Consider the following 26,180-nt stretch of genomic DNA (forward strand, 5'->3'; position numbering starts at 1 on the left):
CCGGCGGTCCGCCCGCCGGCGGGTGCTGCGGGGCGGAACCGGAAGCAGGAGCGGTGCCGCGCTGCTGGGGTACTTCGGAGGAGCGGGGCGAGGCCGCGCGCGGCGCTTCAGCGCTCATCGGCCCCCCTCATATCGTGCGCTTTCACGGCCGACCGGCATGCGCGGCGGGCCAGTTCGCCGATGGGAACCGTCCGGCGACAGCCGGCGGCCCACGACGTGCGCGTCACTTTACGTGCTGCCGAGGGCGGAGCGGCAACTGGATCGGACACATGACCGGGTTTGCCCGAACCACCCCACTACCCAGCGGTAACGGCGTTCTGGCAAGGTGGGTCCATGGCCGACCCCGCTGCCGACCGGGCCCGCTACGACCGGGCCACCGCGCACCTCGACGCGCCGCTCGCGGTCGTGGACCTCGACGCGTTCGACGCCAACGCCGACGACCTCGTCCGGCGGGCGCGGGGCAAGCCGGTCCGGGTGGCGAGCAAGTCGGTGCGCTGCCGGGCGCTGCTGGAGCGGGTGCTGGCGCGGGAGGGCTTCGCGGGCCTCATGGCGTTCACCCTCGCGGAGTCGCTCTGGCTGGCGCGTTCCGGATTCGACGACGTTCTGCTCGCCTACCCCTCGGCCGACCGGAACCGCTTCGCCGAGCTGACGGGGGATCCGAAGCTCGCCGCCGCGGTGACCGTGATGGTGGACGACCCCGCGCAGCTCGATCTGATCGACGCCTCGCGCGGCGGGACGGAGGAGGTCCGCGTCTGCCTCGAGCTGGACACCTCGCTGTGGCTGCTGGGCGGCCGGGTGCGGGTGGGCGCGCGGCGCTCGCCACTGCGCGCTCCGGAGCAACTCGCGGAGCTGGCCCGGGCGGTGGCGCGCCGCCCCGGCTTCCGCCTGGTGGGCGTGATGGCCTACGAGGGGCATGTCGCGGGCGTCGGTGACGCGGTCGCCGGCCGCCCGCTGCGGTCGCGCGCGATCCGGCTGATGCAGGCGGCGGCCAAGCGGGAGCTGGCGGTGCGGCGGGCGGAGGCGGTGCACCGTGTCCGTGCCGTGGCGCCGGACCTGGAGTTCGTCAACGGCGGCGGCACGGGCAGTGTGCAGCACACGGCGGCCGAGGACGCGGTCACCGAAATCGCGGCGGGGTCGGGGCTGTTCGTACCGCGGCTGTTCGACCACTACACGTCGTTCCGGGGCCGGCCGGCCGCGCTGTTCGCGCAGCCCGTCGTACGGCGCCCCGGCGTCGGTGTCGTCACCGTGCTCGGCGGCGGCTATCCCGCGTCGGGCGCACCGGGGGCCGACCGGCTGCCGCAGCCGTATCTCCCCGAGGGGCTGCGCTACGACCCGCAGGAGGGGCCCGGCGAGGTGCAGACGCCGCTGCTGGGCGGGCCGGCGGACGACCTGCTGATCGGCGACAAGGTCTGGTTCCGGCACGCCAAGGCCGGGGAGATGTGCGAGCGCTTCGACACCCTGCACCTGGTCCGGGGCGACCGGGTGACCGACGCGGTGCCGACCTACCGGGGCGAGGGCCGCACCTTTCTCTGATGGCGTGGCGGTCCCAGATGCCGTGGCGCGTCTCCGGAGCCGTGGGCGCGAGGGGCGCCCGGAGCCCGTCTCTCCGGGACCCTGGCGCGAGGGGGCGCCCGGAGCTGTCGTACGGGGCGGCCGGAAGGAAGCCGGTCCCGACGGCCCGCCTCCGGACGGCAGTTTCCCGGAGCGGGCCGGTCACGGACGGCAGGATCCGGACCGGGACCGGGCTCGTCGCGGACGGCAGGTCCCGTCCGTCCCCTCAGATGCTCCCGCCCGCGCCGCCGGCTCCCAGCGGTGCGATGCCCTCGGCGATGGCGTCCATGTCGGTGAGCGGCGGTGCCTCGCCTCCGGCGTCGAAGCCGAAGCGGACCAGGACCAGGGTCTTCCCGCCGTTGGGTGCGGGGAAGGCGAGGGACTGGACGACGCCGCCGTCGCCCTTCTTCGTCGTCACCTTCCAGCGCACCAGGTAGCCCTGCTGCCCGGCGACGGTCACGGCCTCGGCCCTGACCTGGCGGTGCGAGACCACCCCGCCGTACATCTGTTTGCCGGTGCGCGGGTCCTTGCCGTAGGAGCTCTCGGTGTTCTTGGCGATGTCCTCCTTGGCCACGCCCTCGGCGGTCGTCGCCTCGTAGCCGTTGGCCTCGCGGGTGAACACGCCGCCGCGCGCGCAGGTGGTGTCCCGTTCGCCGGGACACGGGTACGGGCCGATGGTCAGCCCGGCGCCGCCGGTGCTGCTGCGGCTCTTGTCCCAGCCCTGGGGGACGGGCACGGAGATGCCGTTGGTGGCGTCCTGCACGGTGTTCGCCGGAGCGCTCGGAGCGCCGCTCGGCGCCCCGCCGTCGCCGGGTGCGCCGGGCGTGGGCTGCTGCGGGCCGGTGCTCGGCCGCGCGTCGGCGATGTCGGAGCTCTCCCCGCCGCTGGTCAGCAGAACGACGCCGCCGACGATGGCGGCGACGAGGACGACCGCGGCACCGGCGATCGCCATGGTCCTGCCGCGGGACTCGCTCTCGGCCGGCCGCAGTCCGTAGGACGGCGGCGGGGAGAGCGGGGTGTCCGGGAAGCCGGAGTGCTGCGGCGGGCCGAATCCCGCCTGTTGCGCCGGGATCTCCGATACGGCGGTGCCCTGCGGCTCGCGGGTGTAGTCGGTCCAGATGGAGCCGTCCCACCAGCGTTCGAGGGCGGGGCCGTGGCCTGTCTGCCCGGGGTCTGGGTACCAGCCGGGCGGGGTCGTCATGCTCACGCGGGTCACCTTATGGCCTGGAGCGGTCATATGCCGACGCGAGGACGGATTGAACGGTGGTGACCCCGGTGCCCCCGAACGGCACGGCGGCACGGCGCCCGGAGCGCCGGACGCCGTGCCGTCACCGAGGGTCCGGCGGGACCTACAGCGGGGTGACGTACGCGCCCGCGATACCGCCGTCGACGAGGAAGTCCGCCGCGTTGACGAACGAGGAGTCGTCGCTGGCGAGGAAGGCGACCGCGGCGGCCATCTCCTCGGGCTCGGCGAAGCGGCCCGACGGGACGTGGACGAGGCGGCGCGCGGCGCGCTCCGGGTCCTTGGCGAACAGCTCCTTGAGCAGCGGGGTGTTGACCGGCCCCGGGCACAGCGCGTTGACCCGGATGCCCTCGCGGGCGAACTGGACGCCCAGCTCGCGGGACATGGCGAGCACGCCGCCCTTGGACGCGGTGTAGCTGATCTGCGAGGTCGCCGCGCCCATCCGCGCCACGAAGGAAGCGGTGTTGATGATGGAGCCCTTGCCCTGGCGCTGCATGTAGGGGATGGCGTGCTTGCAGCAGAGGTAGACGGAGGTGAGGTTGACCTCCTGGACCCGCTTCCAGGCCTCCAGCCCGGTGGTGAGGATCGAGTCGTCGTCGGGCGGGGAGATGCCGGCGTTGTTGAAGGCGATGTCGACCGAACCGTAGGTCTCGAAGGCCGTCCGGAAGAGGGCCTCGACCTGGTCGGAGTCGGTGACGTCGACCTGGACGAAGAGCCCGCCGACCTCGGCGGCGGCGGCCTTGCCGGCGGTGTCGTCGATGTCCGCGCACACGACGTTCGCACCTTCGGAGGCCAGGCGGCGGGCTGTCGCCAGCCCGATGCCGCTGCCCGCGCCGGTGATGACGGCGGTACGTCCGACGAGTCGGCGGCACACAGGGGTCTGCTCGGTCACTTGCTCTCCTCGGTGCTGATGAACACGTTCTTGGTCTCGGTGAAGGCGGTGAGGGCGCCGGGGCCCAGCTCCCGGCCGAGTCCGGACTCGCCGAAGCCCCCGAAGGGTGTCCAGTAGCGGACGGCGCTGTGCGAGTTGACGGACAGGTTCCCGGCGGCGACGGCGCGGGAGACGCGCAGAGCGCGGCCGACGTCGCGGGTCCAGAGGGATCCGGCCAGGCCGTAGCGGGTGGCGTTGGCCAGCCGTACCGCGTCGGCCTCGTCCTCGAAGGGGAGGACGACGGCGACCGGTCCGAAGATCTCGTCGACGGCCGCGGGGTCGTCGGGCGAGTCCGGGGTGAGGACGGTCGCCGGGTACCAGAAGCCCTTGCCCGCGGGGGCGTCGCCGCGGATCGCCGCGGGCGCGTCCTCGGGGACGAAGGACCGGACGCGCTCCCGCTGGGCGGCGGAGATGAGCGGTCCCATGTCGGTGGCGGGATCGGCCGGGTCGCCGACGGTGACGGCCCGGACGGCCGGTTCGAGCAGTTCCATGAACCGGTCGTAGACGCTGCGCTGGACCAGGATCCGGGTGCGGGCGCAGCAGTCCTGGCCGGTGTTGTCCAGGAACGCGCCGGGTGCCGCCGCGGCGGCCTGCTCGATGTCGGCGTCGGCGAAGACGATGTTGGGGCTCTTGCCGCCGAGTTCGAGGGTCACCCGCTTCACGTCCCCGGCGCACTTGGCCATGATCTGCTTGCCGACGGCCGTCGAGCCGGTGAAGACGACCTTGGCGACGCCGGGGTGCTCGACGAGGGCATTGCCGGCGACGGGCCCGGCGCCGGGCAGGACCTGGAAGAGCCCCTCGGGAAGCCCGGCCTCCAGGGCGAGTTCACCCAGCCGCAGCGCGGTCAGCGGCGTGGTCTCGGCGGGCTTGAGCAGGACGGCGTTGCCCGCGGCGAGGGCGGGCGCGGTGCCCCAGGCGGCGATCGGCATGGGGAAGTTCCACGGGGCGATCACGGCGACTACGCCGAGCGGTTCGTGGAAGGTGACGTCGAGGCCGCCGGGGACGGGGATCTGGCTGCCGTTGAGGCGTTCGGCTCCGCCGGCCGCGTAGTCGAGGAGGTCACGGACGTTGCCCGCCTCCCAGCGGGCGTTGCCGATGGGGTGCCCGGCCTCGCGGACCTCCAGCTGGGCGAGTTCCTCGATGTGGCCGTCGACCGTGGCGGCGAAGCGGCGCAGCAGCCGGGCCCGCTCGCCGGGGGCGAGGGCGGACCAGCTCCGCTGTGCCGTGGCCGCCCGGCGGACGGCGGCGTCGACATCGGCCGGGGTGGCGTCGGGGACGGTGGCGATGACCTCTTCGGTCGCCGGGTTGAGGACCTGGTGCTCGTGCAACGTGCGTTCTCCTGGTGTTGACGGTGCGCCGGGGAGCGGAGGTCGGTCCGCTCGCGGAGCCCGGTGCGTCACATGCGCTCGAAGGACCGGAAGCGCTCCCAGTCCGTGACGGCGCTGTCGTAGGCGTCCTGCTCGATGCGGGCCATGTTGAGGTAGTGCTCGACCACCTCGTCGCCGAAGGCGGAGCGCGCGATGGGGCTGGCGGCCCACAGTTCGGCGGCGTCACGGAGCGAGGTGGGGACGTGCTCGGCGTCGCCGTTGTAGGCGTTGCCGGTACACGCCTCGGGGAGCTCCAGCTCCTGCTCGATGCCGTACAGTCCGGCCGCGATCAGGCCCGCCACCGCGAGGTAGGGGTTGACGTCGCCGCCGGGGAGGCGGTTCTCGAAGCGGTGCGACTGGCCGTGTCCGATGATGCGCAGCGCGCAGGTCCGGTTGTCGGGTCCCCACGCGGCGGCGGTCGGGGCGAAGGAGCCGGGCCGGAACCGCTTGTAGGAGTTGATGTTGGGGGCGTAGAGCAGGGTGAAGTCGCGCAGGGCGGCGATCTGTCCGGCGAGGAAGTGCCGCATGATCTTGGACATGCCGTACTCGCCCTGTTCGTCGGCGAAGACGGGCTTGCCGAACTCGTCGCGCAGCGACAGATGGATGTGGCACGAGTTGCCCTCGCGCTCGTCGTACTTCGCCATGAAGGTGAGCGCCATGCCCTCCTGCGCGGCGATCTCCTTGGCGCCGGTCTTGTAGACGGCGTGCTGGTCACAGGTGGTGAGCGCGTCGTCGTAGCGGAAGGCGATCTCGTGCTGGCCGAGGTTGCACTCCCCCTTCGCCGACTCCACGGTCATGCCGGCCGCGCCCATCTCGTTGCGGATGCGGCGCAGCAGCGGCTCGACGCGGCTGGTGCCGAGGACCGAGTAGTCGACGTTGTACTGGTTGGCCGGGTTCATGTCGCGGTAGCCGCGGGACCAGGCCTCCTCGTAGGTGTCCTTGAAGACCATGAACTCCAGCTCGGTGCCGACATAGGCACTCCAGCCGTGCTCGGCCAGCCGGTCGAGCTGGCGGCGCAGGATCTGCCGCGGCGAGGCGACGACCGGGGAGCCGTCGTGCCAGGCCAGGTCGGCGGTGACGAGCGCGGTCCCGGGCTGCCAGGGGGTGCGGCGCAGGGTGCGGAGGTCGGCGTGCATGGCGAAGTCGCCGTAGCCGCGCTCCCAGGACGACATCGCGTACCCGTCGACCGTGTTGAGGTCGACGTCGACGGCGAGGAGGTAGTTGCACCCCTCGGTGCCGTGGTCCAGGACGTCGTCGAGGAAGAACCGGGCGGCGAACCGCTTGCCCTGGAGCCGCCCCTGCATATCGGTGAAGGCGAGCACTACGGTGTCGATCTCGCCTGCGTCGACGAGCCTGCGCAGTTCGTCGACGGAGAGCGGTGCTGTGCGGTCTGCCACGGGAAAAGCCTCCTGTCGGTGCAACCGGAGGCCTTAAGGTAATCGTGCAGACCATTGATTGGGAAGGGGTTCGATGGGCGACTTCCAGGACTCCGCCGACGCGGACCGACTCGCACCCGTGCTGCGGCCGGTCCGGGCGGGGAACGGCTTCGAAGAGACGCTGGAGCAGATACTCCAGGTGGTCCGGCTCGGACTGGTGCCGCAGGGCGAGCGGCTCCCGGCCGAGCGGGAGCTGGCGGAGCGGCTGGGCGTGAGCCGGGTGACGCTGCGCGAGGTGCTGAAGGTGCTGACCGACCAGGGCCTGGTGGAGAGCCGGCGCGGCCGCTACGGCGGGACGTTCGTCCGGTACCGGCCCGACCCCGGCCACAGCAATTCCGGCGATGAGCTGCGGCGACGCATCGAGAAAGTGGACGTGGAGGACATCCTGCGGTTCCGCGAGGTGCTGGAGGTGGGGGCGGCGGGCCTCTGCGCGGCCCACGGACTGTCCGAGGAGCAGGCGGAGCGGCTGCGCGGCGCCCTGGCCGCGACGCACGAGGCCCCGCTGGCGGACTACCGGCGGCAGGACACGATGCTGCATCTGACGCTGGCGGAACTGTGCGGCTCCCCCTCGCTCGCAGCCCAGTACGCTGCCGTACGGGCGACCGTCAACGATCTGCTGGACTGCATTCCGCTGCTGGTCCGCAACCTGGAGCACTCCCAGCAGCAGCACAGCGCGCTGGTCGAGGCGGTACTGGAGGGCGACGCCGACGCGGCGCGCGAGGTCATGCGGGAGCACTGCGGGGGGACGGCGGCGCTGCTGCGGGGCTTCCTGTCCTGAGCGCGGGACCTCACGCGACCGCGCACCGCGAGGCCGGCCGGGCCCGCCCGAACGGAATGGGCCGCCCCGGCCGCCCCGGTATACGGTCGGCCGCGCGGGACACGCACCGCCGCACGCAGGACCCACCGGGCGGCGCGGTTCCGGCCACGGGGCTCCGCGGAACCGGTTCGCAGCGGTGCCGGTTCGCACGTCCGAGGCGTTTTCGTAACCTCGGATTAACGCAAGACCCTTGCGTTCGGGTGCACCGGGGGACAAAGGTATGGCCCCACACCATTGACCCCTCAGGTCAGGAGCGGCTCATGGCCGACGGCACCGGCGCCCCCATCGCACCCCCCGCCGAAAGCGGCGGAACCTCCCCCGAAGACGCCTATCTGGAGAAGCGCACCCTGCGCAGAGGCAGCGCCGGCTGGCTGCTGCTCACCGGACTCGGCGTCGCGTACGTCGTATCCGGCGATTTCTCCGGCTGGAACTTCGGCCTCGCGGAGGGCGGGTTCGGCGGTCTCGCCATCGCCGCCGTCCTCATGGGGCTGATGTACACCTGTATGGTCTTCGCCCTCGCCGAACTGGCGGCGGTGCTGCCGACGGCGGGCGGCGGATACGGCTTCGCCCGGCGTGCGCTGGGCACCTGGGGCGGCTTCCTCACCGGCACCGCCATCCTCATCGAGTACGTCCTGGCACCCGCCGCGATCTCGATCTTCATCGGGGACTACGTCGAGTCGCTGAAGCTGTTCGGCCTGGAATCCGGCTGGCCCGTCTACCTCGCCTGCTTCGCCATCTTCATCGGCATCCACCTCTGGGGTGTGGGCGAGGCGCTGCGGTTCAGCTTCATCGTGACCGGCATCGCGGTCACCGCCCTGCTGATCTTCGCGGTCGGGGCGTTCACGGAGTTCGACGCGAGCGGGCTCAACGACATCGCCGTCGACCACAGCGCCTTCGGCTCCAGCTCCTGGCTGCCGTTCGGGGTGCTGGGCATCTGGGCGGCGTTCCCGTTCGGGATGTGGTTCTTCCTGGGTGTGGAGGGCGTGCCGCTGGCCGCCGAGGAGACCAAGGACCCGGCCCGTTCGCTGCCCAAGGCCATGTCGATCTCCATCGCCATCCTGCTGCTGCTCGCCCTGGTCACCTTCCTCGCGGCCACCGGGGCCCACGGCTCGGCAGCCGTGCAGGACGCGGGGAATCCGCTGGTGGCGGCACTGGAAGGGGACGGCAAGCCGACCCTGCTGAGCCGCTTCGTGAACTACGCCGGTCTGGCCGGGCTCGTCGCCTCCTTCTTCTCCCTCATCTACGCCGGGTCGCGCCAGCTGTTCGCCCTCTCGCGGGCCGGCTACCTGCCGCGCTTCCTCTCCCTGACCAGCCGCCGCAAGGCCCCCTACATGGGTCTGCTGGTCCCCGGCGCCATCGGCTTCGCACTGGCGGCGGCCACCGGCGACGGCGCGCGGATGCTCAACGTGGCGGTCTTCGGCGCGACCATCTCCTACGCCCTGATGTCGCTGTCGCACATCGTGCTGCGGCGCCGGGAGCCCGAACTGCCGCGTCCCTACCGGACGCCCGGCGGGATCGTGACGTCCTCCGTGGCGCTTCTGCTGGCATGCTCGGCCCTGGTGGCCACCTTCCTGGTGGACAAGGAGGCGGCGTTCATCGCGCTGGGCGTCTATGTCGTCGCCCTGGCCTACTTCGCCTTCTACTCCCGGCACCGTCTGGTGGCCTCCGCCCCCGAGGAGGAGTTCGCCGCGCTGGCGGCCGCCGAGGCCGAACTCGAACGCGACTGACCGCCCGAACGCAGCTCACCGGAGGAAATCCCGTGCCCAAGCCGCTCATCGGCATCTCGACCTACCTGGACTCCTCGGTGCGCTGGGGTGTCTGGCACCTGCCCGCGGCCCTGCTGCCGGCCGGTTACCACCGGCTCGTCCAGCGGGCGGGCGGCCTCGCCGCGATGCTGCCGCCGGACGACCCGGCGGAGGCCGAGGCCACCGTCGCACGGCTGGACGGGGTGGTCATCTCCGGCGGCCCGGACGTCGAACCGGCCCGGTACGGGGCGCAGCCGCACCCCCGCACCGGGCCCCCCGCCCGGGAACGGGACGCCTGGGAACTCGCGCTCATCGAGGCGGCGCTGGCCGCCGGCAAGCCGCTGCTCGGCATCTGCCGCGGCATGCAGCTGCTCAATGTCGCACTCGGCGGCACCCTGGTGCAGCACCTCCCCGAAGAGGTCGGGCACGACGGCCACTGCACGGAACCGGGCGTCTTCGCCCGGCACGACGTGAAGCCGGTCCCGGGAACGCTGCTGGACCGGGTGCTGCCGGAGACGGTCGCCGTGCCCACGTATCACCACCAGTCGGTCGACCGCCTCGGCCGCGGCCTGATCGCCTGCGGCTACGCGGAGGACGGCACGCCGGAGGCGGTCGAACTGCCGGACGCCGACGGCTTCGTCCTCGCGGTCCAGTGGCACCCGGAGGCCGGGGAGGACCTCCGGGTGATGGAGGCGCTGGTGGCGGCGGCGCGGTAGCCAACCCGGAAGTCCCCTGTCCAGCACCATCGACCCGATCGCGTCCGTCGCTGTCCAACCCGGCGTCTGCCTCGGCCCGTAGGCCGGCATCACGAAGGCCCGCCCTCCCCGACCTGAACGGGGTAGCGGGCCTTCGTCGATCTGAGTGTTCCGGATCAGATGTCCGGTGTCAGGCCGGGCTGTCGGGCGTCCACGCCCTTGATGTAGGCGACGTACTCGGAGTCAGTGAGCGGAATCAGGTGCTCCTTCAAGATGGAATGCCGCAGCACCCACCCCAGCCCCTCGACCTGGGTGACTTCCAAGCAGTCGTTGGGGCTTCCTCCAGAGAACTCCGACTTGGTCCACTCGACCTCGGACAGGTCGGCGGCCAGAAGGGCCTTGAGGGTCTTGATCTTGATCTCGTTCTCGTCAGTCACGTGCGATCTCTTTTCGCGTCCTCATGATTAGCTCCACCGAAAGAACCTCGTCCAACGCCACGTTGCGCAAGGAATCCACCGAAGCGCGAACCTCGCGGATCTCCCCAGGCTTGTCCTTGAAGTCCATCCCCGTCACCTGGTCGAAGGCGACGACGGGACTCTCGCCTTCGCCCGCGAACTCCAGCAGAGTGAACATGTAGGTCAGGGTCGTAGGCGCCGTGAAGGGGATGATCCGGAACTGCACACGACCCGAACGACCGTCCTCGACCAAGGCGTCGAGTTGTTCGAGCATCACGTCGCCTCCGCCCACCATCTGGTGCAGGGCTCCTTCAGAGAAGATGGCTTCGACCTGGGGAGCAGGCTCCTTCTCGAAGATCTTCCGGCGTTGTGATCGCATCGACGCGGAGCGGCCCGCGTTGTCCATCGTCATCACCGTGCCACTGAAGGGGAGCACCTGCGACTGTGCGTACCTGGGCGTCTGAAGCAGACCCGGGAGCACGTTGCCGGCCAACGTCGTCATCTTGTTCGCAGCATCCTCATGCGCCACGAACTTGATCAGCGAGTCGGACACAACTCCGCGGAAGGCATCCCACCAGGCATCGGTGATCGCCATGCCCTCGCTGCGCATAGCTGTCAGCGTGGCCTTCGTGACCGCGTCCATGCGCAAGGTCTTGCAGATGACCGGCCACTCAACGTCCGTCGGCCACGTCAATCCGCGCTCCATCCGGGAGTAGCGGTTGTACGACTTGTGCTTGAGCGCCCGAGCAACATCGATCTGCTGGATCTTCTTGCCGGTAACGGCCGTTGCCTCCCGAGCCGCCTGTAGAGCCTTGCCGAAGCGGGTGCGAGCAGCCGCAGCCGCCAGGTTCACGCCCACAGCTTCCTCTCTCTGCACCACGTTGCTTCCGTCACGGGCAGAGTAGCGCGGACACCTCGAATCACGGCACTTCCGGGGGTAATTGCCGGAGTTGGGTTGCGTACGCAGTTGCGTACGCACCACACTCGTCACTACGCACCGGATGGACCTCGTCGCGGTGTGTGACCGTGCTGCGCGGCTGGCCACAGCCGTACTGGAGGCTGTCGCATGACAACAAGGCGCATGCAGGGCCGGATCGCTGCGGCGAGAACGTTCGACCGCAAGGCCAACACCGTCCCAAAGGCGCGTAGTTGGACTAGACGGATCTATGTGAACTTCGGCGCTCCCGAAGAGCTGTTAGACGCATGTGCACTACTGATCAGCGAGGTTGCCGCCAACGCCGTCCTGCACGGCGCGGGCGCCACGTACACCGTGACCGTTGCGCCGGATCTGTGGATCGAGGTCTGGGACGCATCACCACTGCTACCCCGTCACCGGGAACACGAATTGACGTCGGAAGGAGGCCGGGGTCTTGAGCTGCTAGAGCTGCTCGCCCCGGGCTATCAGGTCATCAAGGACACGCCCCGTGGCGGAAAATGCGTGCGCTTCCCGCCGAAGCGGTGGGCGTGACCTTTCCCGACGATCTCGACTGGAGCCCGGTCATGGTCCCCTGCAGAGGCGCCGCGCCCCGAGCACGGTGATGCAGGACCCGCGATAAGCCCCACCGACGGGCTATTCACCGATGGACAGGGTGCGACCGGCTGACATTCCTCCCCCCGCCGTACCTCTCGTCAGGCTCCTCCCCCACGTTATGTCCTCACGCCGTCCACTGGCCGTGACTCCGGCCGCAGGAGGCGTTCGCCCGCGCCAACAACGTGTTGGCGCAACGTCCTACAGAAATCCGAGGTGGTATCTCATGATCAAAGAAGGCCAGTACACCTACGTTGAGGGGAGCGGCCGTGCGGTCGTTCCCTACACCGGGAAGTACGCGGTGAAGGTGCCCAACTGCTTCGAGATGATCCGCGCGGGCTGGGAGGCCGTCGCTCTCCCGGTCGCCCTTCCCTACAATCCGCTGCGCGTCGAATTCGAGATCACCGACGGCTGCAACGACACGTGCAGCTCGTGCGGCATGGGTGCCAAGCCATTGAGCGAGGGCACCACGCTGACGACGGCCCAGCTCGACAGCTTAGTGGCTGAATTCGAGGACGTCGGCCTACCTTCGTACGCCGTGACCGGCGGGGAACCCTTCACGGCGATGGACGCTCTGCTGCATGTCATCCGCCGAGCGCGCGGCACGGTCGACCTTGGAAAGCTCACGACCAACGGAATCTGGGGCGGCGAAGAGACCACCGCCAGGCGGTTCGACCAGCTGGTGAGCGCCGGCCTGCTCGACAACCGGATCTTCGTCCCGGTGCTCATGCTTTCGGTCGGCGAGCAGACGACGCCGCTGGAGCGCGTCGCACGGATCATCTACTACACGGTCACCCAGTTCACCGACCGCGAGCTGAATATCGCCGTGTCCAGCCTGGACGACCCGTCGCTGCGAGAACACCAGCAGTTGTTCAAGCTCCTCGATGTGTACCAGAAGATGTACGGGCAATTCCCGCACGACCGGGTCCACAGCACCATGCGGGTCTACCTGGAGAACGATCGGCTGAAGAGCCAGGCGCCGATCCACCGGCCGGGGAGCACGAGCGTGACGCGGTGGATGGCGAGCTGTTACGACTGCTTCGCCCCCACGGTCGGGACGTACGTCCTCCCGCACGCGCTCATGAAAGTCAGCGGCGATCTGTACTCATGCGCGGCCTTCAACGTCCCTGAAAAGCTGCGGTTCGGGAATCTGTTAGAGGAAAACTTCCGCACCATCCTCGACCGGGTGAACGCAACGCAGTACGTGCGCACCATCCGCGACGGCGGCGGCCTGGCAGGCGTCGACTCCATCGTGCCCAAGGAGACAACAGATCAGATGACGTGCGGCAGCTTCTGCGGCTCGTGTGCCCTCCTCATCGACAAGGTGGAGGGTCTGACTGGTGAGCGGATCGGCTTGCCGAACCTGCCGACCATCCCGGTGTCGTCCCTCTTCCGGCAGCAGGAGGCCAGCCAGTGATCGGGCACATTGTCACGGAGACGCTGGCTCTGGTGTCGGAGAAGCCGGCCGAGCAGTGCAAGAACCAGAGCGCCGTCCTGCTCACCGAGCTGGAGATCGACAGCTTGGCGCTCCAGGAAATCATCACGAGGCTCCAGGATCGGTGTCACGTGATCATCCGGGACGAGGTGACGGCGCGGGTCAGGACGGTCGCCGACCTTGAGGATGCGGTCGTCCAAGCCGCTGCGGCGTCACCGGCCAGCCGCATCGCCATGGCGGAGGACTACCTTCGCGGCCACGTGAGCCTTCACCACGAGCGGGCCAGCCGGTTCAGGGCTGCCAGCGACCGCCTGCGGCGGCACGGCCTGACCGACGAGCACCTCCTGATCGACATCGGCGCAGGCTACACCGAGCTGGACTACTACCTGCGCGCGGAATTCGGGTTCCGTGGCCGGTACGTGCCGGCGGACGTGTGGGTGGACGGCAGCTTCGATCTCGGGACCTGGGCTCCGCCGCGTCCATTCGACTGGTATGCGGCTCTGGAGGTCGTCGAGCACCTGGAGGACCCTCGTACGCTGATCAAGCGGCTCAAGGAATGGGCTGGTGAGGGGTTCGTCCTCACGACACCCAACAAAAAAGTCGTGGACGTCTTTACTCAGGACCCCACCCATTTGTCGGATCTGGACGAGGAGACTCTTCAGAGCTGGGGAATGCAAACCACCCTGCACAACTTCTACGGCCAGTACCAGGACGGTATCTGCGCGGTGTGGACGCGACGACTCAAGGACGGGGCATGACTCTCACAGGTAAGAAGATCTTGGTCTTCGGTGTCCTCACCGAGAACTCGATGGGCTTCCAGATCGCGAAATCGGTGCAGGAACGCGGCGGCGACGTCATTGTGGCGAATGCTCCGGGCCGTCCGAGCAGCATCATGGGCCGCATCGTCGGCCGACTGCCCAAGCCGCCCATCGCATGCCTCAGCGCCGATATCACGGAGGATGACGACCTGGCCGCTCTCGCCAAGGGCGTCGGCGAGCACTGGGACAGCCTGGACGGCGTGGTGCACGCGGTCGCGTTCGCTCCGAGCGACGCCCTCGGCGGCAACTTCATGAACACGCCGTTCGAGTCCGTCTCCATGGCGATGCACGTCTCCGCCTTCAGCCTCAAGAGCCTGACCGCGCACGTGCTGCCTCTGCTGGAGAAGGCTGAGCGCGCCTCCGTGGTCAGCCTCACCTTCAACGCCACCGTGGCCTGGCCGGTCTACGACTGGATGGGCCCGACCAAGGCGGCGCTGGAGGCGACCAACCGCTACCTGGCCCGGGATCTCGGCCCCATGGGAATCCGCGTCAACGCTGTTGACTCGGGCCCCATCACGACCATGGCCGGCAAGAGCATCCCGGGGTTCGAGTCGCTCGCCGAAGCCTGGCCCGAGCGCGCACCGCTCGGCTGGGACACCGCCGACGCATCGCCCGTGGCCGATGCGGTCGCCTTCCTCCTCAGTGAGGACGCACGGGCGATCACGGGACAGGTTCTCCACGTGGACGGCGGGTTCTCGGCGCTAGGCGCCTGAGCCTCGGCTGGGCCCCCGGCGGACTCCTTGAGTTCTGCCGGGGGCTTCGCCATCCCCGCACGAGTGACGGCGACAAGTCGTGGGCCCGTTCTCATACCTGTTTTGGGTCGAGGCGTTCGCGGACGGCTGGAGGGTGGCGAGGACCATGTCCATTTCGCCGAGGTCATCTTCGATACAGGTGCGGGGTCGCGTCCGTACTGGCCACGAACTCCCGTACCCCGGGCACATGGGCCGGGGCCTACAGCAGGGTCGGCGGTCAGCGCCCGAAGCGCCGGCCGCGGCACCTCCCGTAGAGCGGACGGCGGTCAGCCGGATGCGGCGGTCAGGAGCACGTCCACGAGCTTGTCCGCCGCGTCGGGCCGCCCATGCGCTCGGGCCGCTTCAGCCATCGCCGCGCGTCGCGCTGGGTCGGTCAGGAGCGGTCCGAGGGCGGTTTGCAGCCGACCTGCGGTGACGTCGCCGACGAGCGCGACGGCGGCGCCAGCGTCCGCGAGGTGGTGGGCGTTGTGGGCTTGTTCGCCTCCCGCCGAGGAGGCGAGCGGTACGAACACGGCCGGCTTACCGAGGGCGGTCAGCTCTGCGAGGGTGCCGGCGCCGCTGCGGGAGACCACGACATCGGCGAGCGCCAGGACATCGGGCAGCTCCGGACCGACGAAACCCGTCAGGTAGTAGCGGGTCGTGAGCCCGGGCGGAAGCTCCGCGGCGCTCGCCCGCAAGGCGTCGACGTTCGTCGGCCCGCACTGGTGCACAATGTTGGCGCGCTCCAGGAGCCACGGCAGGGATTCTCTGACGACGTTGTTGATCTGCTGCGCGCCCTGAGCGCCGCCGGTGACGTAGATCGTCGGAAGGTGCCGATCGAAGCCCTCCAACCCCAGCGACTCGAATGCTTTCCGCGGATGCCCCGCCAGCAGCTCGGGCCGTACCGGGTTGCCAGTGACAACAGCAGTCTTGCGCACAGCGTCCGGCAGGAGCGGCAACGTCGACTCGGAGGACACCGCGATGCGTGTTGCCGAACCGGCGAGCTTGCGGTTCGCGAGGCCCAAGCGGACGGTCTGCTCGTGGAGCACGAGCGGGCGGCGGCACATGCGCGCGGCGAGGCCGGCCGGGACTGCGACGTACCCGCCCGTCGCCAGGACGACGTCCGGACGGAAGTCGGACACGATTTTGCGAGCCTGCGCCACTCCGAGCGGCACCCGGGCCATGTCACGAAGGTTGGCCGGTGACGCCATCTTGAGCAGGTTGCTTGAACGGCGGACCTTTCCCGTGGCCACCGTCGCGAACTCGATCCCCTCAGCCGGCGCCACCCGAGCCTCAAGGCCGTCGGGCGTGCCGCTCCAGAGCACGTCGAGCGTTTCGCCGGCCTCAGCCAAGCGAGCCCGGAACGTGCGGACCGCGGTCGCGGCAGGGTACGTATGACCGCCCGTACCTCCTCCCGTGACGATCAGACGGAAGGGGCGGGGGCGATGAGAAGCGCTCACCCGCGCACCCTACTGGCTGGCGCGAACCAGGCGATCCACTTCCGCCCAAGGCCGCGGAGGGCTCGGCATGAAGCTCCCGAAGTTCATGACCAGCGATCGCGAACTCACCGCGACGAAGTATGCGAGACCGTGCGTCCTGGCCGCGCGAGCCCGCCCGTACCCCCCGTCAACGACAGCAGGTCGCGGGCCGGCCCGGCGGGGCGGTGGCCGGCCGGCCACACCGCGCGCAGCTCGCGGTCCAACCGGACGCCCGCCACCGGGATCTCCACCAGGCGCCGGGCGGTCAGCTCCTCCCCCACCGCGAGTTCGCTGAGCACGGACGGTCCGGCGTCGCTGAGCACCGCCGCCTTGACGGCCGTGGTGGAGGACAGTTCCAGCAGCGGTACGGCCGGGCCGCCGTGGCCGGCGAGCGCGGCGTCGAGCACCTGCCGGGTTCCGGAGCCGCGCTCGCGGAGGACCAAGGGAGTGCCGGCCAGCTCGTCCGGGCTCAGGGGGGCCCGGCGGCGCGCCCAGCGGTGCCCCGGTGCGGTGACCAGGACCAGCCGGTCGTGGCCGATGACGGTGCCGTCGAGGCCCGGCGGCGCGGCCAGCCCCTCGACGAAGCCGAGGTCGGCCTCGCCGTCGAGCAGCCGCTCGGCGACGACCGCGGAGTTCCCGGCGTGCAGGGAGACCGCGGTGCCGGGATGACTGACGCGGAACGCGATCAGCCACCCCGGCAGCAGATACTCCGCGATGGTCATGCTGGCGGCGACCCGCAGCCGGGAGTCCCGGCGGCCGCGCAGCGCCTGCGCCCCCGCGTCGAACGCCTCGGCCGCGTCCACGATCCGCCGGGCCCAGTCGGTGACCAGGGCCCCGGTGCCGGTGAGCCGGGAGCCGCGCGGTGAACGTTCCACCAGGCCGACCCCCAACTGCCGCTCCAGGGAACGGATCCGGCTGCTCGCGGCGGGCTGGGAGATACCGAGCTCGCGGGCCGCCCGCCCCAGGCTGCCGAGCCGGGCGACGGCCAGCAGCAGTTCCAGCGCGCCCAGGTCGGGGACGCGGTTCGCCAGGGGTATCGACGCCCGTCCGCCGTCCCCGGCACCGCCCCCGAAACCGGCCCCGTCCCCGGCGCTGGCGCCCCTTCCCGCCCCGGCACCGGCACCGCTTCCCGCACCGGTCCCGGCCGCGTCGTCCCGCTCTCCGCTCATAAAGCCAGGTTATGCCCTCATAAGAACGGGGTCCCTGGTGGGGGCACGCGCGCCCCGGCAGCCTGGGCGGCATGTCCAGCGTTGTACAACCGCCCGCCCCTCCCCTGCCCGCGTCCCGCCCCGAGCCCCGGGCGCGGGTCTCGCTCCGTCACCTCGGCCCCAACTGGTACGCCGCGGTGATGGGCACCGCGATCGTCGCCACGGCCGGAGCCGCCCTCCCGCTCCGGCTGCCCGGCTTCCGGGCGGTCCTCGTCGGTGTCTGGGCGCTGTCCGCGGTCATGCTGGCGGTGCTGCTCGCGGCGCGCGCCCTGCACTGGGCACGCCATCCGGACCGGGCCCGTGCCGACCTCCGCGATCCGGCCGTCGCGCCCTTCCAGGGCTGCCCGCCGATGGCGCTGCTCGCGGTCGGGGCCGCCACGCTCGTCGTGGGGCGGGACGTCATCGGGGACGGCGCGGCGGTCGCCGCGGACCTCGTGCTGTTCACCGTGGGCACGGCTGCCGGGCTGGTGACGGCGGTCGTGATCCCGTATCTGATGGTGACCCGGCACCGGATCGAACCGGGATCCGCCTCGCCCGTGTGGCTGCTGCCGCTGGTCCCGCCGATGGTGTCGGCGGCCGTCGGGCCGTTGCTCGTCCCGCACGTGCCCGCGGGCCAGTGGCGGGAGACGCTGCTGCTGGGCTGCTACGCGCTCTTCGGTATCAGCCTGCTCGCCACCCTGATCGTGCTGCCGCTGGTCTTCGGGCGGCTGGTCCACCACGGTCCGCTGCCGCTCGCCGCCACCCCGGCGCTGCTCCTCGTCCTGGGGCCGCTGGGCCAGTCGGTGACGGCGGTCGGACAGCTCGGGGACGCCGCGCCCGGTGCGGTGCGGGCCCCGTACGCCCAGGCGCTGGGCGCGCTGTCGGTGCTGTACGGCGTGCCGGTGCTGGGGTTCGCGCTGCTGTGGCTCGCCCTGGCCGGGGCGATGGTGGTGCGGGCGGCCCGGCGCGGCATGCCGTTCGCGATGACCTGGTGGGCCTTCACCTTCCCGGTCGGCACCTGTGTCACCGGCGCCCAGGCTCTGGCCCGGCACACCGGTCTCGCGGTGTACGGCGCCGCGGCGGTGGGGCTGTACGTACTGCTGGTCGCGGCCTGGCTGGTGACCGGGGTCCGCACCCTGCGCGGACTGTTCAGCGGCCGGCTGCTCGCAGCGCCGCCCCGAGCACAGCAGGCGCCTGGGTCAACGAAGGTCCGTACCACGTGAGATGACGGCCGCTGACCAGCGCGGAGGGCAGCCCGGGGAAGGCCTCGGGGCCGTCGTCGGCGGTGAAGCGGTACGGCTCGTCGGGCAGCACGACGAGCTCCGCGCCACCGGAGTTGAGCGCGTCGAGCGGGATCCGCGGATAGCGCTCCGCGTGCCCGGCGTAAGCGTTGCGCACCCCCAGCCGGGCCAGCAGATCGCCCGCGAAGGTGTCCCGGCCCAGCACCATCCAGGGCCGCCGCCAGACCGGCACGACCGCGCTCCGCGGGGCGGCGGGAGCGGGCAGCTCCCGCCAGGCGACCTCGGCCGCGTCGAGCCAGTCCGGCCGGGTCAGTCCGCAGCCGCCGACGAGGACCCGGTCCAGCTCGCTGAACGCCTGGTCCAGCGTCCGCACCTCGGTGACCAGCACCTCCAGCCCGGCCGAGCGGAGCGCCGCGAGGTCGGGCTCGCGGTTCTCCTCCTCGTTGGCGATGACCAGATCGGGCGCGAGGGCGACGATCGCGGGCACGTCCGGGTTCTTGGTGCCCCGGACCCGTACGACGTCCAGGCCCGCCGGGTGGCTGCACCAGTCGGTGGCACCGGCCAGCAGCCCCGGCGCGGTGGCCGCCACGGCCTCGGTCAGCGAGGGGACGAGCGACACCACGCGCGCCGGGGCGCCGTGTCCGGTCCTCAGGTGTGCACGGGAGCCCATGGCGGCAGTCTCCCAGAGCCCCGGCGGTCCGTCCGGTTCCGTTCGGACCGGATCACGGAGCGGGCCGGGGCCGGTCCCTGAGATCCGGACGAGGGGCCCTACCGGTGAACGCGAGGCCCTACTTGTAGGTGTAGAACTTCGTGTGGTCGAGCATGTCCGCCGGCGTGACGTCGTTCCACGGCTTCATCGTGTCGCGCAGGGAGACGACGTTGGTGGTCCGGGTGGTGGGCACGTAGCCGGTGTTCGGGTGCAGCTTCTGCCAGTCGGCCCAGAGCTTGTCGATGAAACAGTGGTGCAGCCAGAAGACGGGGTCGTTCGGCGAGGCGCCGGTGGTCATCTGGCCGCCGATCCAGACGTGCACCCGGTTGTGCAGGTTCGGCCCGCGCCAGCCCTCGACGGCGTTCCGGAAGCCGTCCGAGCCGCTGTTCCAGGGCGCGGCGTCGTAGGTGTTCATGGCGAGCACCCGGTCGACCTCGGCCCGGGTCGGCAGCTCCCGGACCCCGGCGCCGAGGGAGCGGCGCAGGAACGTCCGTCCGTCGACGCGTATGTTCATGGGCCAGTTGCCGCCGCCGAAGGCGAACGGGCCGGAGGTGACCCGGCCGTCCCCGCTGCGGCCGTCGCCGCCGAGGAAGTCGTCCGCCCACAGGGAGCTGCGCGAGGTGCGGTCCACGGTCCAGTCCCAGTAGGGCAGCATGACCGAGGAGTTGACGGACTGCAGCGCCTGCTCGAACTGGAGCAGGAATTTGCGGTGCCAGGGGAGGAACGAGGGCGACCGGTGGCCCGTCCGCTCACCGTTGTCGGTGTCACCGATGATGAAGGCGTTGTGGGTGCTGATGAACTCGTCGTAGCGGCCGGAGCGCTTGAGTTCCAGCACCGCGTCGACGAAGTTGCGCTTCTCTGTGGCGGTGAGGTCCGCCTGGTTCTTGCGATCTGCCATGACGAGGTCTCCTGCGTGAGTGGTCGGGACGGGTCCGGAAAGGGTCCGGTCAGCCGGTCACGACCGGGACGAGCCTCGAACCGTTCAGCTCACGGACGGCGGCTCGTGCCACGGAACGGGGGGTCGGGTGCGTCTCGTAGTGGTTGACGACGCTGATCCAGGTGGTGTCCACGTTCCGCATCACGTGCAGGTCCTTGTCGTCGATGCGCACCACGAAGTCCATGCCCTCGTGGCCACCGTGTCCCCCGTGCCCCCCGTCCTGTGGAGCCGGCCAGCCCTCGATGTGGCGGCCCTCGTAGACCTCGTCGAAGGCCTCGGGTATCTCCGGTGTCCCGGCCTCCGCGTGGCCGTGGTGCGGCGCGGCGGCATCGCTCCGTGTCGCGGCGATGGCGGCGGGCGCGGCCAGGGCGGCTCCGGCCAGGGCAACCGCGCTGCCGCGCAGCACATGACGTCGGGTGGGATGCGACATGGTCAAACCCCTCTGTAGCTGTCCAGATGCCTCTGCGGCGGTACCGCAGAAGTCACTGCTCCGTTTCCGCGGGGCGGATGATCCGCTCCGTCGGACGGCACATGCTGACAGGGGGCTGACGGATCAACAGAGAACGCCGACAGATTTTGGGCATGAACAAGACAAGTTTGCTACAGCAGTGCAGAATTCAACGGCGGCGATCTTGTGCGGGCCGCCGCCAAGCTGCCAGCTGGAGCGAAATATTCCGCGCCCGAAGCGGGATGGAGGCAAAGATTCTCCCGTTTTGATCGCCTAACCATGACATCTCTCACGGCGCGAACTCGACGGAATCGTACGGTCCGTGATCTTTTCGCTACCCGCGATGTGCAACAGCATCGACGGAACCGTCCACGCGCGCTCCCGAAATGAGCGGCCCGCACGCCCGTTCCGACAGGACCGAGCAGGCAGGATGCCGTCGTTCCGCGACCGCGGGCGCGGGCGCAGGCCGCCGTTCCGCGACCGCGGGGGCAGGCCGCCACGGGGATCCCGGCCAACCTCGCCCGGCAAGGACGGACCCGTCCGGCCGGCACGGCGACAACCGCACGCACTGCATCCGGTATTGCGCAGTTCGCCCCATGAATCCGTGGCGTGGATGCGGCATCATCACGCAGGTGACCCGACGCCTGATGCTCCTCGACACCGCCTCCCTCTACTTCCGCGCCTACTTCGGGGTGCCCGATTCGGTCAGAGCTCCGGACGGCACCCCGGTCAACGCCGTCCGCGGACTGCTGGACTTCATCGCCCGCCTCGTCCAGGACCACCGCCCCGACGACCTGGTCGCCTGCATGGACGCCGACTGGCGGCCGCACTGGCGGGTCGAGCTGATCCCCACCTACAAGGCCCACCGGGTCGCGGAGGAGATCCCCGAGGGCTCCGACGTGGAGGAGGTCCCCGACACCCTCTCCCCGCAGGTCCCCGTCATCGAGGCCGTCCTGGACGCCCTGGGCATCGCCCGGGCCGGCGTGGCCGGCTACGAGGCGGACGACGTGATCGGCACCCTCACCGGCCGGGCCACCGGACCGGTGGACATCGTCACCGGGGACCGCGACCTCTTCCAGCTGGTCGACGACGCCCGCGGGGTGCGCGTGCTGTATCCGGTGAAGGGCGTGGGCACCCACCAGACCGTCGACGAGGCCTGGCTGCGGGGCAAGTACGGCGTGGACGGCCGCGGGTACGCCGATCTGGCGCTGCTCCGCGGAGACCCCAGCGACGGCCTGCCGGGCGTCCCCGGCATCGGCGAGAAGACCGCCGCCAAGCTCCTCTCCGACCACGGCGACCTGGACGGGATCATGGCCGCGGTCGGCAATCCGGCCGCGAAGCTCACCCCCTCCCAGCGCAAGCGGCTCCACGAGGCGCGGGACTACATCGCGGTCGCACCGAAGGTCGTCCGGGTGGCCTCGGACGTACCGCTGCCCGGCTTCACCCCCGAGCTGCCGCGAGCGCCCCGGGACCCGGCCGCCCTCGACGCGCTCGCCGAACGGTGGGGACTCGGCGGGTCGCTGCAGCGCCTGCTGGCCACGCTGGGCACCTGAACCGCCACGGGACCTGTTAGGTTAGGTATACCTAACAAGTCGCAGTGAGGCAGGGGAGGCCCCCGTGGCAGACCGTCCGGCACGCAAGAAGCCCGAAGTCCACCGGGCAGAGGTGGTGCGGACCGAACAGCTCACCCCGCACATGGTCCGTGTGGTGCTGGGTGGTGACGGCCTGTCCGGGTTCGGAACGGGCGAGTACACCGACCACTACGTCAAGCTGCTGTTCCCGCTGGAGGGGGTGGCGTACCCGGAGCCCTTCGACATGGAGGCGATCCGCCGGGACATGCCGCGCGACCAGTGGCCGACGACCCGCACCTACACGGTGCGCCGCTGGGACGCCGCCGCACGGGAGCTGACCGTCGACTTCGTCGTCCACGGCGACGAAGGCATCGCCGGCCCCTGGGCGGCGGCGGTGAAGCCCGGCGAGGAGATCCGGTTCCTGGGGCCGGGCGGCGCCTACGCACCGGACCCGGCCGCGGGCTGGCACCTGCTCGCGGGGGACGAGAGCGCGCTGCCCGCGATCGCCGCGGCCCTGGAGCGCATCCCCGACGGCAGCACCGTGCACGCCTTCCTGGAGGTGGCCGGCCCGCAGGAGCAGCAGGAGCTGACGGTTCCGGCGGGCGCGGAGATCGTCTGGCTGTTCCGCGGCGCCGCGCCGCCCGGCGAGGCACTGGTCGCCGCGGTCCGGGAGCTGCCGTTCCCCGCGGGTGAGGTCCAGGCGTTCGTCCACGGCGAGGCGGGCTTCGTCAAGGAGCTCCGCCGCTACCTGCGGATCGACCGGGAGGTACCGCGCGAGCGGCTCTCGATCTCCGGGTACTGGCGGCTCGGACACAACGAGGACGGCTGGCAGGCCTCCAAGCGGGAGTGGAACCAGCAGGTGGAGGCGGAACAGGAAGCGCCCGCCCCCACCGCGTAGCCCCCGCGGGACCTCGACGGCTCCACACCACTGCCCCAGGGCGGTCGGCGTGGAGCCGTTCGCATGCCGGGCGCCGGCCCCGGCCCCGGGCCCAGGAGCCGGGGCCGGGGCCGGTTCACCGCGAGGCCGCCCCCGAGGGGTCAGCCCACCGAGGAGTACGCCACCACGCCCCGCAGCAGCCCGTCGACCGCACGGCGGGCGGTCCTGCGGACCGGACTGCCGTCCGGTGCCGCCTCGGCGATCTGCCCGAGCACATCGATGACCTGCTTGTTCCAGCGCACGAAGTCACCGGCGGGCATCTCCGCGTCGCGCAGCACCTCGTCCAGACCGTGCCCGGACGCCCAGCGGTACGCCGTCCACGCGAAGCCCAGGTCGGGCTCACGCTGGCCGACGCCCTCCGCCTGGTTGATGCGGTGCTCCTCCTCCTTGGCGTCCAGCCGGCCCCAGATGCGGATCATCCGGCCGAGGGCATCCTTGGCTTCACCGGTGGGGAGCTTGGGCGGCAGCGCGTCGTCCGCCGACCGCGCCTCGTAGACCAACGCAGAGGCGCACGCCGCCAGTTCCTCGGGCTTCAGGGCGTCCCAGACGCCCTCGCGCAGGCACTCGGACGCCAGCAGGTCCAGCTCGCCGTAGAGCCGGGCCAGTCGCCGCCCGTGCTCGGTGACCTCGTCGCCGTGGAGGTAGCCGAGGTCGGACAGCAGGGCGTAGACCCGGTCGAAGGTGCGGGCGATGGTGTTCGTCCGGCCCTCGATGCGCCGCTCCAGCTGGCGGGTGTCACGCTGCAGCCGCTGGTGCCGCTCGGCCCAGCGGGCGTGGTCCTCCCGGTCGGCGCAGCCGTGGCAGGGATGCGCCCGGATCTCCGTGCGCAGCCGGGCGATCTCGCGGTCGTCGGCCGCCGCGGAGCGCTCCTTGCGGTGCCGCTCGGGGGCGATGTGACCGGCCTTGGTGCGCAGCGTCGAGGCGAGGTCGCGACGGGACTGGGGGCTGCGCGGGTTGAAGGACTTCGGGATCCGCATCCGCTCCAGCGGCTCGACCGGCACCGGGAAGTCCATCCCCGCCAGCCGTTTGACCTGCCGTTCGGCGGTGAGGACGAGCGGCCGCGGGCCGTCGTGGTGGTCGAAGCCGCGGTGTCCGTTGGCCCGGCCGGCCGGCAGCCCCGGGTCGAGCACCACCGCCAGCCCCGCGAACTTGCCCGTCGGGACATGGATGATGTCCCCCGGCTTCAGCTTCTCCAGCGCCACGGCCGCCGCCGCGCGCCGCTGCGCCGCGCCCTGCTTGGCGAGTTCGTTCTCCCGGTCCTTCAACTGGCGCCGCAGCGCCGCGTAGGCGTCGAAGTCGCCGAGGTGGCACTCCATGGAGGCGCGGTAGCCCTCCAGCCCCTCCTCGTTCTTCTGCACCTGCCGGGAGATGCCGACCACCGAGCGGTCGGCCTGGAACTGCGCGAAGGACGTCTCCAGCAGCTCGCGGGAGCGGTGCCGCCCGAACTGGTGGACCAGGTTGACCGCCATGTTGTACGACGGCTTGAAGGAGGAGCGCAGCGGATAGGTGCGGGTACCGGCGAGACCGGCGAGCGCCGCCGGATCCATCGCGCGCTGCCACAGCACCACGGCATGGCCCTCGACGTCGATGCCCCGGCGCCCGGCCCGGCCGGTGAGCTGGGTGTACTCGCCGGGGGTGATGTCGGCGTGCTGCTCGCCGTTCCACTTGACCAGCTTCTCCAACACCACCGAGCGGGCGGGCATGTTGATGCCCAGGGCCAGCGTCTCGGTGGCGAAGACCGCCTTGACCAGCCCGCGGACGAAGAGCTCCTCGACGATCTCCTTGAAGGTGGGCAGCATCCCGGCGTGGTGCGCGGCGATGCCCCGCTCCAGGCCCTCCAGCCACTCGAAGTACCCCAGGACGTGCAGGTCTTCGTCGGGGATCCCGGCGGTGCGCTCCTCGACGAGGGCCCGCACCTCGGCGCGCGCGCCCTCCTCGTTCAGCCGGAGGCCCGCGTGCAGGCACTGCTGCACGGCGGCCTCGCAGCCCGCCCGGCTGAAGATGAACGTGATGGCGGGCAGCAGCCCTTCGGCGTCGAGCCGGTCGATGACCTCGGCGCGGCTGGGCGTCCAGATACGGTTGCGCTGGCGGCGCTCCCGCTCCCGGTCGGCCTCGCGCACCATCTTGCCGCGACGGCGGTCGCGCGGGTTGTACGTCCGGCTGTTCTCCATCCGGGCCAGCCGGACCAGGTCCGGGTTGACCTCGAGCCGGCCGCCGTCCTTCTCCTCGAAGAGGTCGTACATCCGCCGGCCGGCGAGCACGTGCTGCCAGAGCGGGACGGGCCGGTGCTCGGAGACGATCACCTCGGTGTCGCCACGAACGGTGTCGAGCCAGTCACCGAACTCCTCGGCGTTGGAGACCGTGGCCGAGAGCGAGACGAGGGTCACCGACTCGGGGAGGTGGATGATGACCTCCTCCCAGACGGCGCCGCGGAAGCGGTCGGAGAGGTAGTGCACCTCGTCCATGACCACGTATCCCAGGCCGTTCAGCGCCGTGGAGCCGGCGTAGAGCATGTTGCGCAGCACCTCGGTGGTCATCACGATCACCGGGGCATCGGAGTTGACGCTGTTGTCGCCGGTCAGCAGCCCGACCTTGTCCGGGCCGTAGCGCTTGACGAGGTCGTTGTACTTCTGGTTCGAGAGAGCCTTGATCGGCGTGGTGTAGAAGCACTTGCGGCCCCGGGTGAGGGCCAGGTGAACGGCGAATTCGCCGACGATGGTCTTTCCGGAGCCGGTGGGGGCGGCGACCAGCACGCCCTTCCCGGCCTCGAGGGCCTGACAGGCCTCGATCTGGAACGGGTCCAGCTCGAAGTCGTACATTTCACGGAACGGGGCGAGCGCGGTGGTCTGCTCGGCGGCCCGGATGCGGGCGGCGGCGTATCGCTCAGCAGGGGAGATGTCGTCGGTCATCGTGTCTACGA

The 26,180-nt window shown here is 71.0% G+C and carries 23 protein-coding genes; 11 read left to right on the plus strand and 12 right to left on the minus strand.

Annotated features, from left to right (window positions below):
- Window positions 1-333 precede the first annotated feature (333 nt).
- A complete protein-coding gene (locus AC3EQ1_RS02795) occupies window positions 334-1,533 on the plus strand; it encodes an amino acid deaminase/aldolase (RefSeq protein ID WP_432092597.1) in 1,200 nt (399 codons plus the stop codon).
- A gap of 244 nt (window positions 1,534-1,777) precedes the next feature.
- Here the strand turns inward: AC3EQ1_RS02795 and AC3EQ1_RS02800 are convergent, their stop codons facing one another.
- From AC3EQ1_RS02800 to AC3EQ1_RS02815, 4 genes are all read right to left on the minus strand, one after another.
- Complete coding sequence (locus AC3EQ1_RS02800; protein ID WP_432092636.1) at window positions 1,778-2,752, minus strand: DUF2510 domain-containing protein; 975 nt, start codon at window positions 2,750-2,752, stop codon at window positions 1,778-1,780.
- Between the two features lie 148 nt (window positions 2,753-2,900).
- On the minus strand, window positions 2,901-3,686 hold the full coding sequence (locus AC3EQ1_RS02805) for a 3-oxoacyl-ACP reductase (protein WP_351514530.1): 786 nt from the start codon (window positions 3,684-3,686) through the stop codon (window positions 2,901-2,903).
- The gene (locus AC3EQ1_RS02810) at window positions 3,683-5,053 is read right to left on the minus strand and encodes an aldehyde dehydrogenase family protein (protein ID WP_432092598.1); all 1,371 of its coding nucleotides are present in this window, start codon (window positions 5,051-5,053) and stop codon (window positions 3,683-3,685) included. The genes AC3EQ1_RS02805 and AC3EQ1_RS02810 overlap by 4 nt, the downstream gene beginning before the upstream one ends.
- Window positions 5,054-5,121: 68 nt before the next feature.
- Window positions 5,122-6,489, minus strand: a complete 1,368-nt coding sequence (locus AC3EQ1_RS02815) for a glutamine synthetase family protein (RefSeq protein ID WP_432092599.1) — start codon at window positions 6,487-6,489, stop codon at window positions 5,122-5,124.
- Window positions 6,490-6,562: 73 nt separating this feature from the next.
- Between AC3EQ1_RS02815 and AC3EQ1_RS02820 the strand changes: the two genes are divergently transcribed.
- From AC3EQ1_RS02820 to AC3EQ1_RS02830, 3 genes are all read left to right on the plus strand, one after another.
- Window positions 6,563-7,306 (plus strand): FadR/GntR family transcriptional regulator, encoded by a 744-nt coding sequence (locus AC3EQ1_RS02820; RefSeq protein ID WP_432092600.1) that lies wholly within the window; start codon window positions 6,563-6,565, stop codon window positions 7,304-7,306.
- A gap of 299 nt (window positions 7,307-7,605) precedes the next feature.
- A complete protein-coding gene (eat, locus tag AC3EQ1_RS02825; protein ID WP_432092601.1) occupies window positions 7,606-9,072 on the plus strand; it encodes an ethanolamine permease in 1,467 nt (488 codons plus the stop codon).
- Between the two features lie 32 nt (window positions 9,073-9,104).
- Window positions 9,105-9,806 (plus strand): gamma-glutamyl-gamma-aminobutyrate hydrolase family protein, encoded by a 702-nt coding sequence (locus tag AC3EQ1_RS02830; protein WP_432092602.1) that lies wholly within the window; start codon window positions 9,105-9,107, stop codon window positions 9,804-9,806.
- Window positions 9,807-9,961: 155 nt separating this feature from the next.
- On the opposite strand, the gene AC3EQ1_RS02835 is transcribed toward AC3EQ1_RS02830, so the two are convergent.
- The gene (locus AC3EQ1_RS02835) at window positions 9,962-10,222 is read right to left on the minus strand and encodes a DUF397 domain-containing protein (protein ID WP_432092603.1); all 261 of its coding nucleotides are present in this window, start codon (window positions 10,220-10,222) and stop codon (window positions 9,962-9,964) included.
- Window positions 10,215-11,120: a DUF5753 domain-containing protein gene (locus tag AC3EQ1_RS02840; protein WP_432092604.1), complete on the minus strand. Its 906-nt coding sequence runs from the start codon at window positions 11,118-11,120 to the stop codon at window positions 10,215-10,217. The genes AC3EQ1_RS02835 and AC3EQ1_RS02840 overlap by 8 nt, the downstream gene beginning before the upstream one ends.
- A 186-nt stretch (window positions 11,121-11,306) precedes the next feature.
- Between AC3EQ1_RS02840 and AC3EQ1_RS02845 the strand changes: the two genes are divergently transcribed.
- The 4 genes from AC3EQ1_RS02845 to fabI all read left to right on the plus strand — a co-directional run bounded on the left by AC3EQ1_RS02845 (window position 11,307) and on the right by fabI (window position 14,734).
- Window positions 11,307-11,708, plus strand: coding sequence for an ATP-binding protein (locus AC3EQ1_RS02845; RefSeq protein ID WP_432092605.1), 402 nt, complete (start codon window positions 11,307-11,309; stop codon window positions 11,706-11,708).
- 286 nt (window positions 11,709-11,994) lie between these two features.
- On the plus strand, window positions 11,995-13,185 hold the full coding sequence (locus AC3EQ1_RS02850; RefSeq protein ID WP_432092606.1) for a 4Fe-4S cluster-binding domain-containing protein: 1,191 nt from the start codon (window positions 11,995-11,997) through the stop codon (window positions 13,183-13,185).
- Window positions 13,182-13,961 carry a phosphopantetheine-binding protein gene (locus AC3EQ1_RS02855; RefSeq protein ID WP_432092607.1) on the plus strand — a complete coding sequence of 260 codons (780 nt, stop codon included), beginning with the start codon at window positions 13,182-13,184 and terminating at the stop codon, window positions 13,959-13,961. The genes AC3EQ1_RS02850 and AC3EQ1_RS02855 overlap by 4 nt, the downstream gene beginning before the upstream one ends.
- On the plus strand, window positions 13,958-14,734 hold the full coding sequence (gene fabI, locus AC3EQ1_RS02860; protein WP_432092608.1) for an enoyl-ACP reductase FabI: 777 nt from the start codon (window positions 13,958-13,960) through the stop codon (window positions 14,732-14,734). Before AC3EQ1_RS02855 ends, fabI begins: the two co-directional genes overlap by 4 nt.
- A gap of 305 nt (window positions 14,735-15,039) precedes the next feature.
- On the opposite strand, the gene AC3EQ1_RS02865 is transcribed toward fabI, so the two are convergent.
- Together AC3EQ1_RS02865 and AC3EQ1_RS02870 are read right to left on the minus strand one after the other, a co-directional pair.
- Window positions 15,040-16,212: a UDP-N-acetylglucosamine--N-acetylmuramyl-(pentapeptide) pyrophosphoryl-undecaprenol N-acetylglucosamine transferase gene (locus AC3EQ1_RS02865; RefSeq protein WP_432092609.1), complete on the minus strand. Its 1,173-nt coding sequence runs from the start codon at window positions 16,210-16,212 to the stop codon at window positions 15,040-15,042.
- A 104-nt stretch (window positions 16,213-16,316) separates the two neighbouring features.
- Window positions 16,317-17,399 (minus strand): LysR family transcriptional regulator, encoded by a 1,083-nt coding sequence (locus AC3EQ1_RS02870; protein ID WP_432092610.1) that lies wholly within the window; start codon window positions 17,397-17,399, stop codon window positions 16,317-16,319.
- Window positions 17,400-17,470: 71 nt separating this feature from the next.
- Between AC3EQ1_RS02870 and AC3EQ1_RS02875 the strand changes: the two genes are divergently transcribed.
- A complete protein-coding gene (locus tag AC3EQ1_RS02875; RefSeq protein ID WP_432092611.1) occupies window positions 17,471-18,640 on the plus strand; it encodes a TDT family transporter in 1,170 nt (389 codons plus the stop codon).
- Here the strand turns inward: AC3EQ1_RS02875 and AC3EQ1_RS02880 are convergent.
- From AC3EQ1_RS02880 to melC1, 3 genes are all read right to left on the minus strand, one after another.
- On the minus strand, window positions 18,567-19,328 hold the full coding sequence (locus AC3EQ1_RS02880) for a helical backbone metal receptor (protein WP_432092612.1): 762 nt from the start codon (window positions 19,326-19,328) through the stop codon (window positions 18,567-18,569). The two genes, AC3EQ1_RS02875 and AC3EQ1_RS02880, sit on opposite strands and share 74 nt — an antisense overlap.
- A 118-nt stretch (window positions 19,329-19,446) precedes the next feature.
- Window positions 19,447-20,265 carry a tyrosinase MelC2 gene (melC2, locus tag AC3EQ1_RS02885; protein ID WP_432092613.1) on the minus strand — a complete coding sequence of 273 codons (819 nt, stop codon included), beginning with the start codon at window positions 20,263-20,265 and terminating at the stop codon, window positions 19,447-19,449.
- Between the two features lie 49 nt (window positions 20,266-20,314).
- Window positions 20,315-20,734, minus strand: coding sequence for an apotyrosinase chaperone MelC1 (gene melC1, locus AC3EQ1_RS02890; RefSeq protein ID WP_432092614.1), 420 nt, complete (start codon window positions 20,732-20,734; stop codon window positions 20,315-20,317).
- 665 nt (window positions 20,735-21,399) lie between these two features.
- On the opposite strand from melC1, the gene AC3EQ1_RS02895 reads away from it, so the two are divergent.
- Window positions 21,400-22,305, plus strand: coding sequence for a 5'-3' exonuclease (locus AC3EQ1_RS02895; protein WP_432092637.1), 906 nt, complete (start codon window positions 21,400-21,402; stop codon window positions 22,303-22,305).
- A gap of 64 nt (window positions 22,306-22,369) precedes the next feature.
- The gene (locus AC3EQ1_RS02900) at window positions 22,370-23,221 is read left to right on the plus strand and encodes a siderophore-interacting protein (protein WP_432092615.1); all 852 of its coding nucleotides are present in this window, start codon (window positions 22,370-22,372) and stop codon (window positions 23,219-23,221) included.
- 140 nt (window positions 23,222-23,361) lie between these two features.
- On the opposite strand, the gene AC3EQ1_RS02905 is transcribed toward AC3EQ1_RS02900, so the two are convergent.
- Window positions 23,362-26,169, minus strand: a complete 2,808-nt coding sequence (locus tag AC3EQ1_RS02905; protein WP_432092616.1) for a DEAD/DEAH box helicase — start codon at window positions 26,167-26,169, stop codon at window positions 23,362-23,364.
- Window positions 26,170-26,180: the final 11 nt, after the last annotated feature.

The organism is Streptomyces sp. bgisy100 (genome assembly GCF_057709105.1).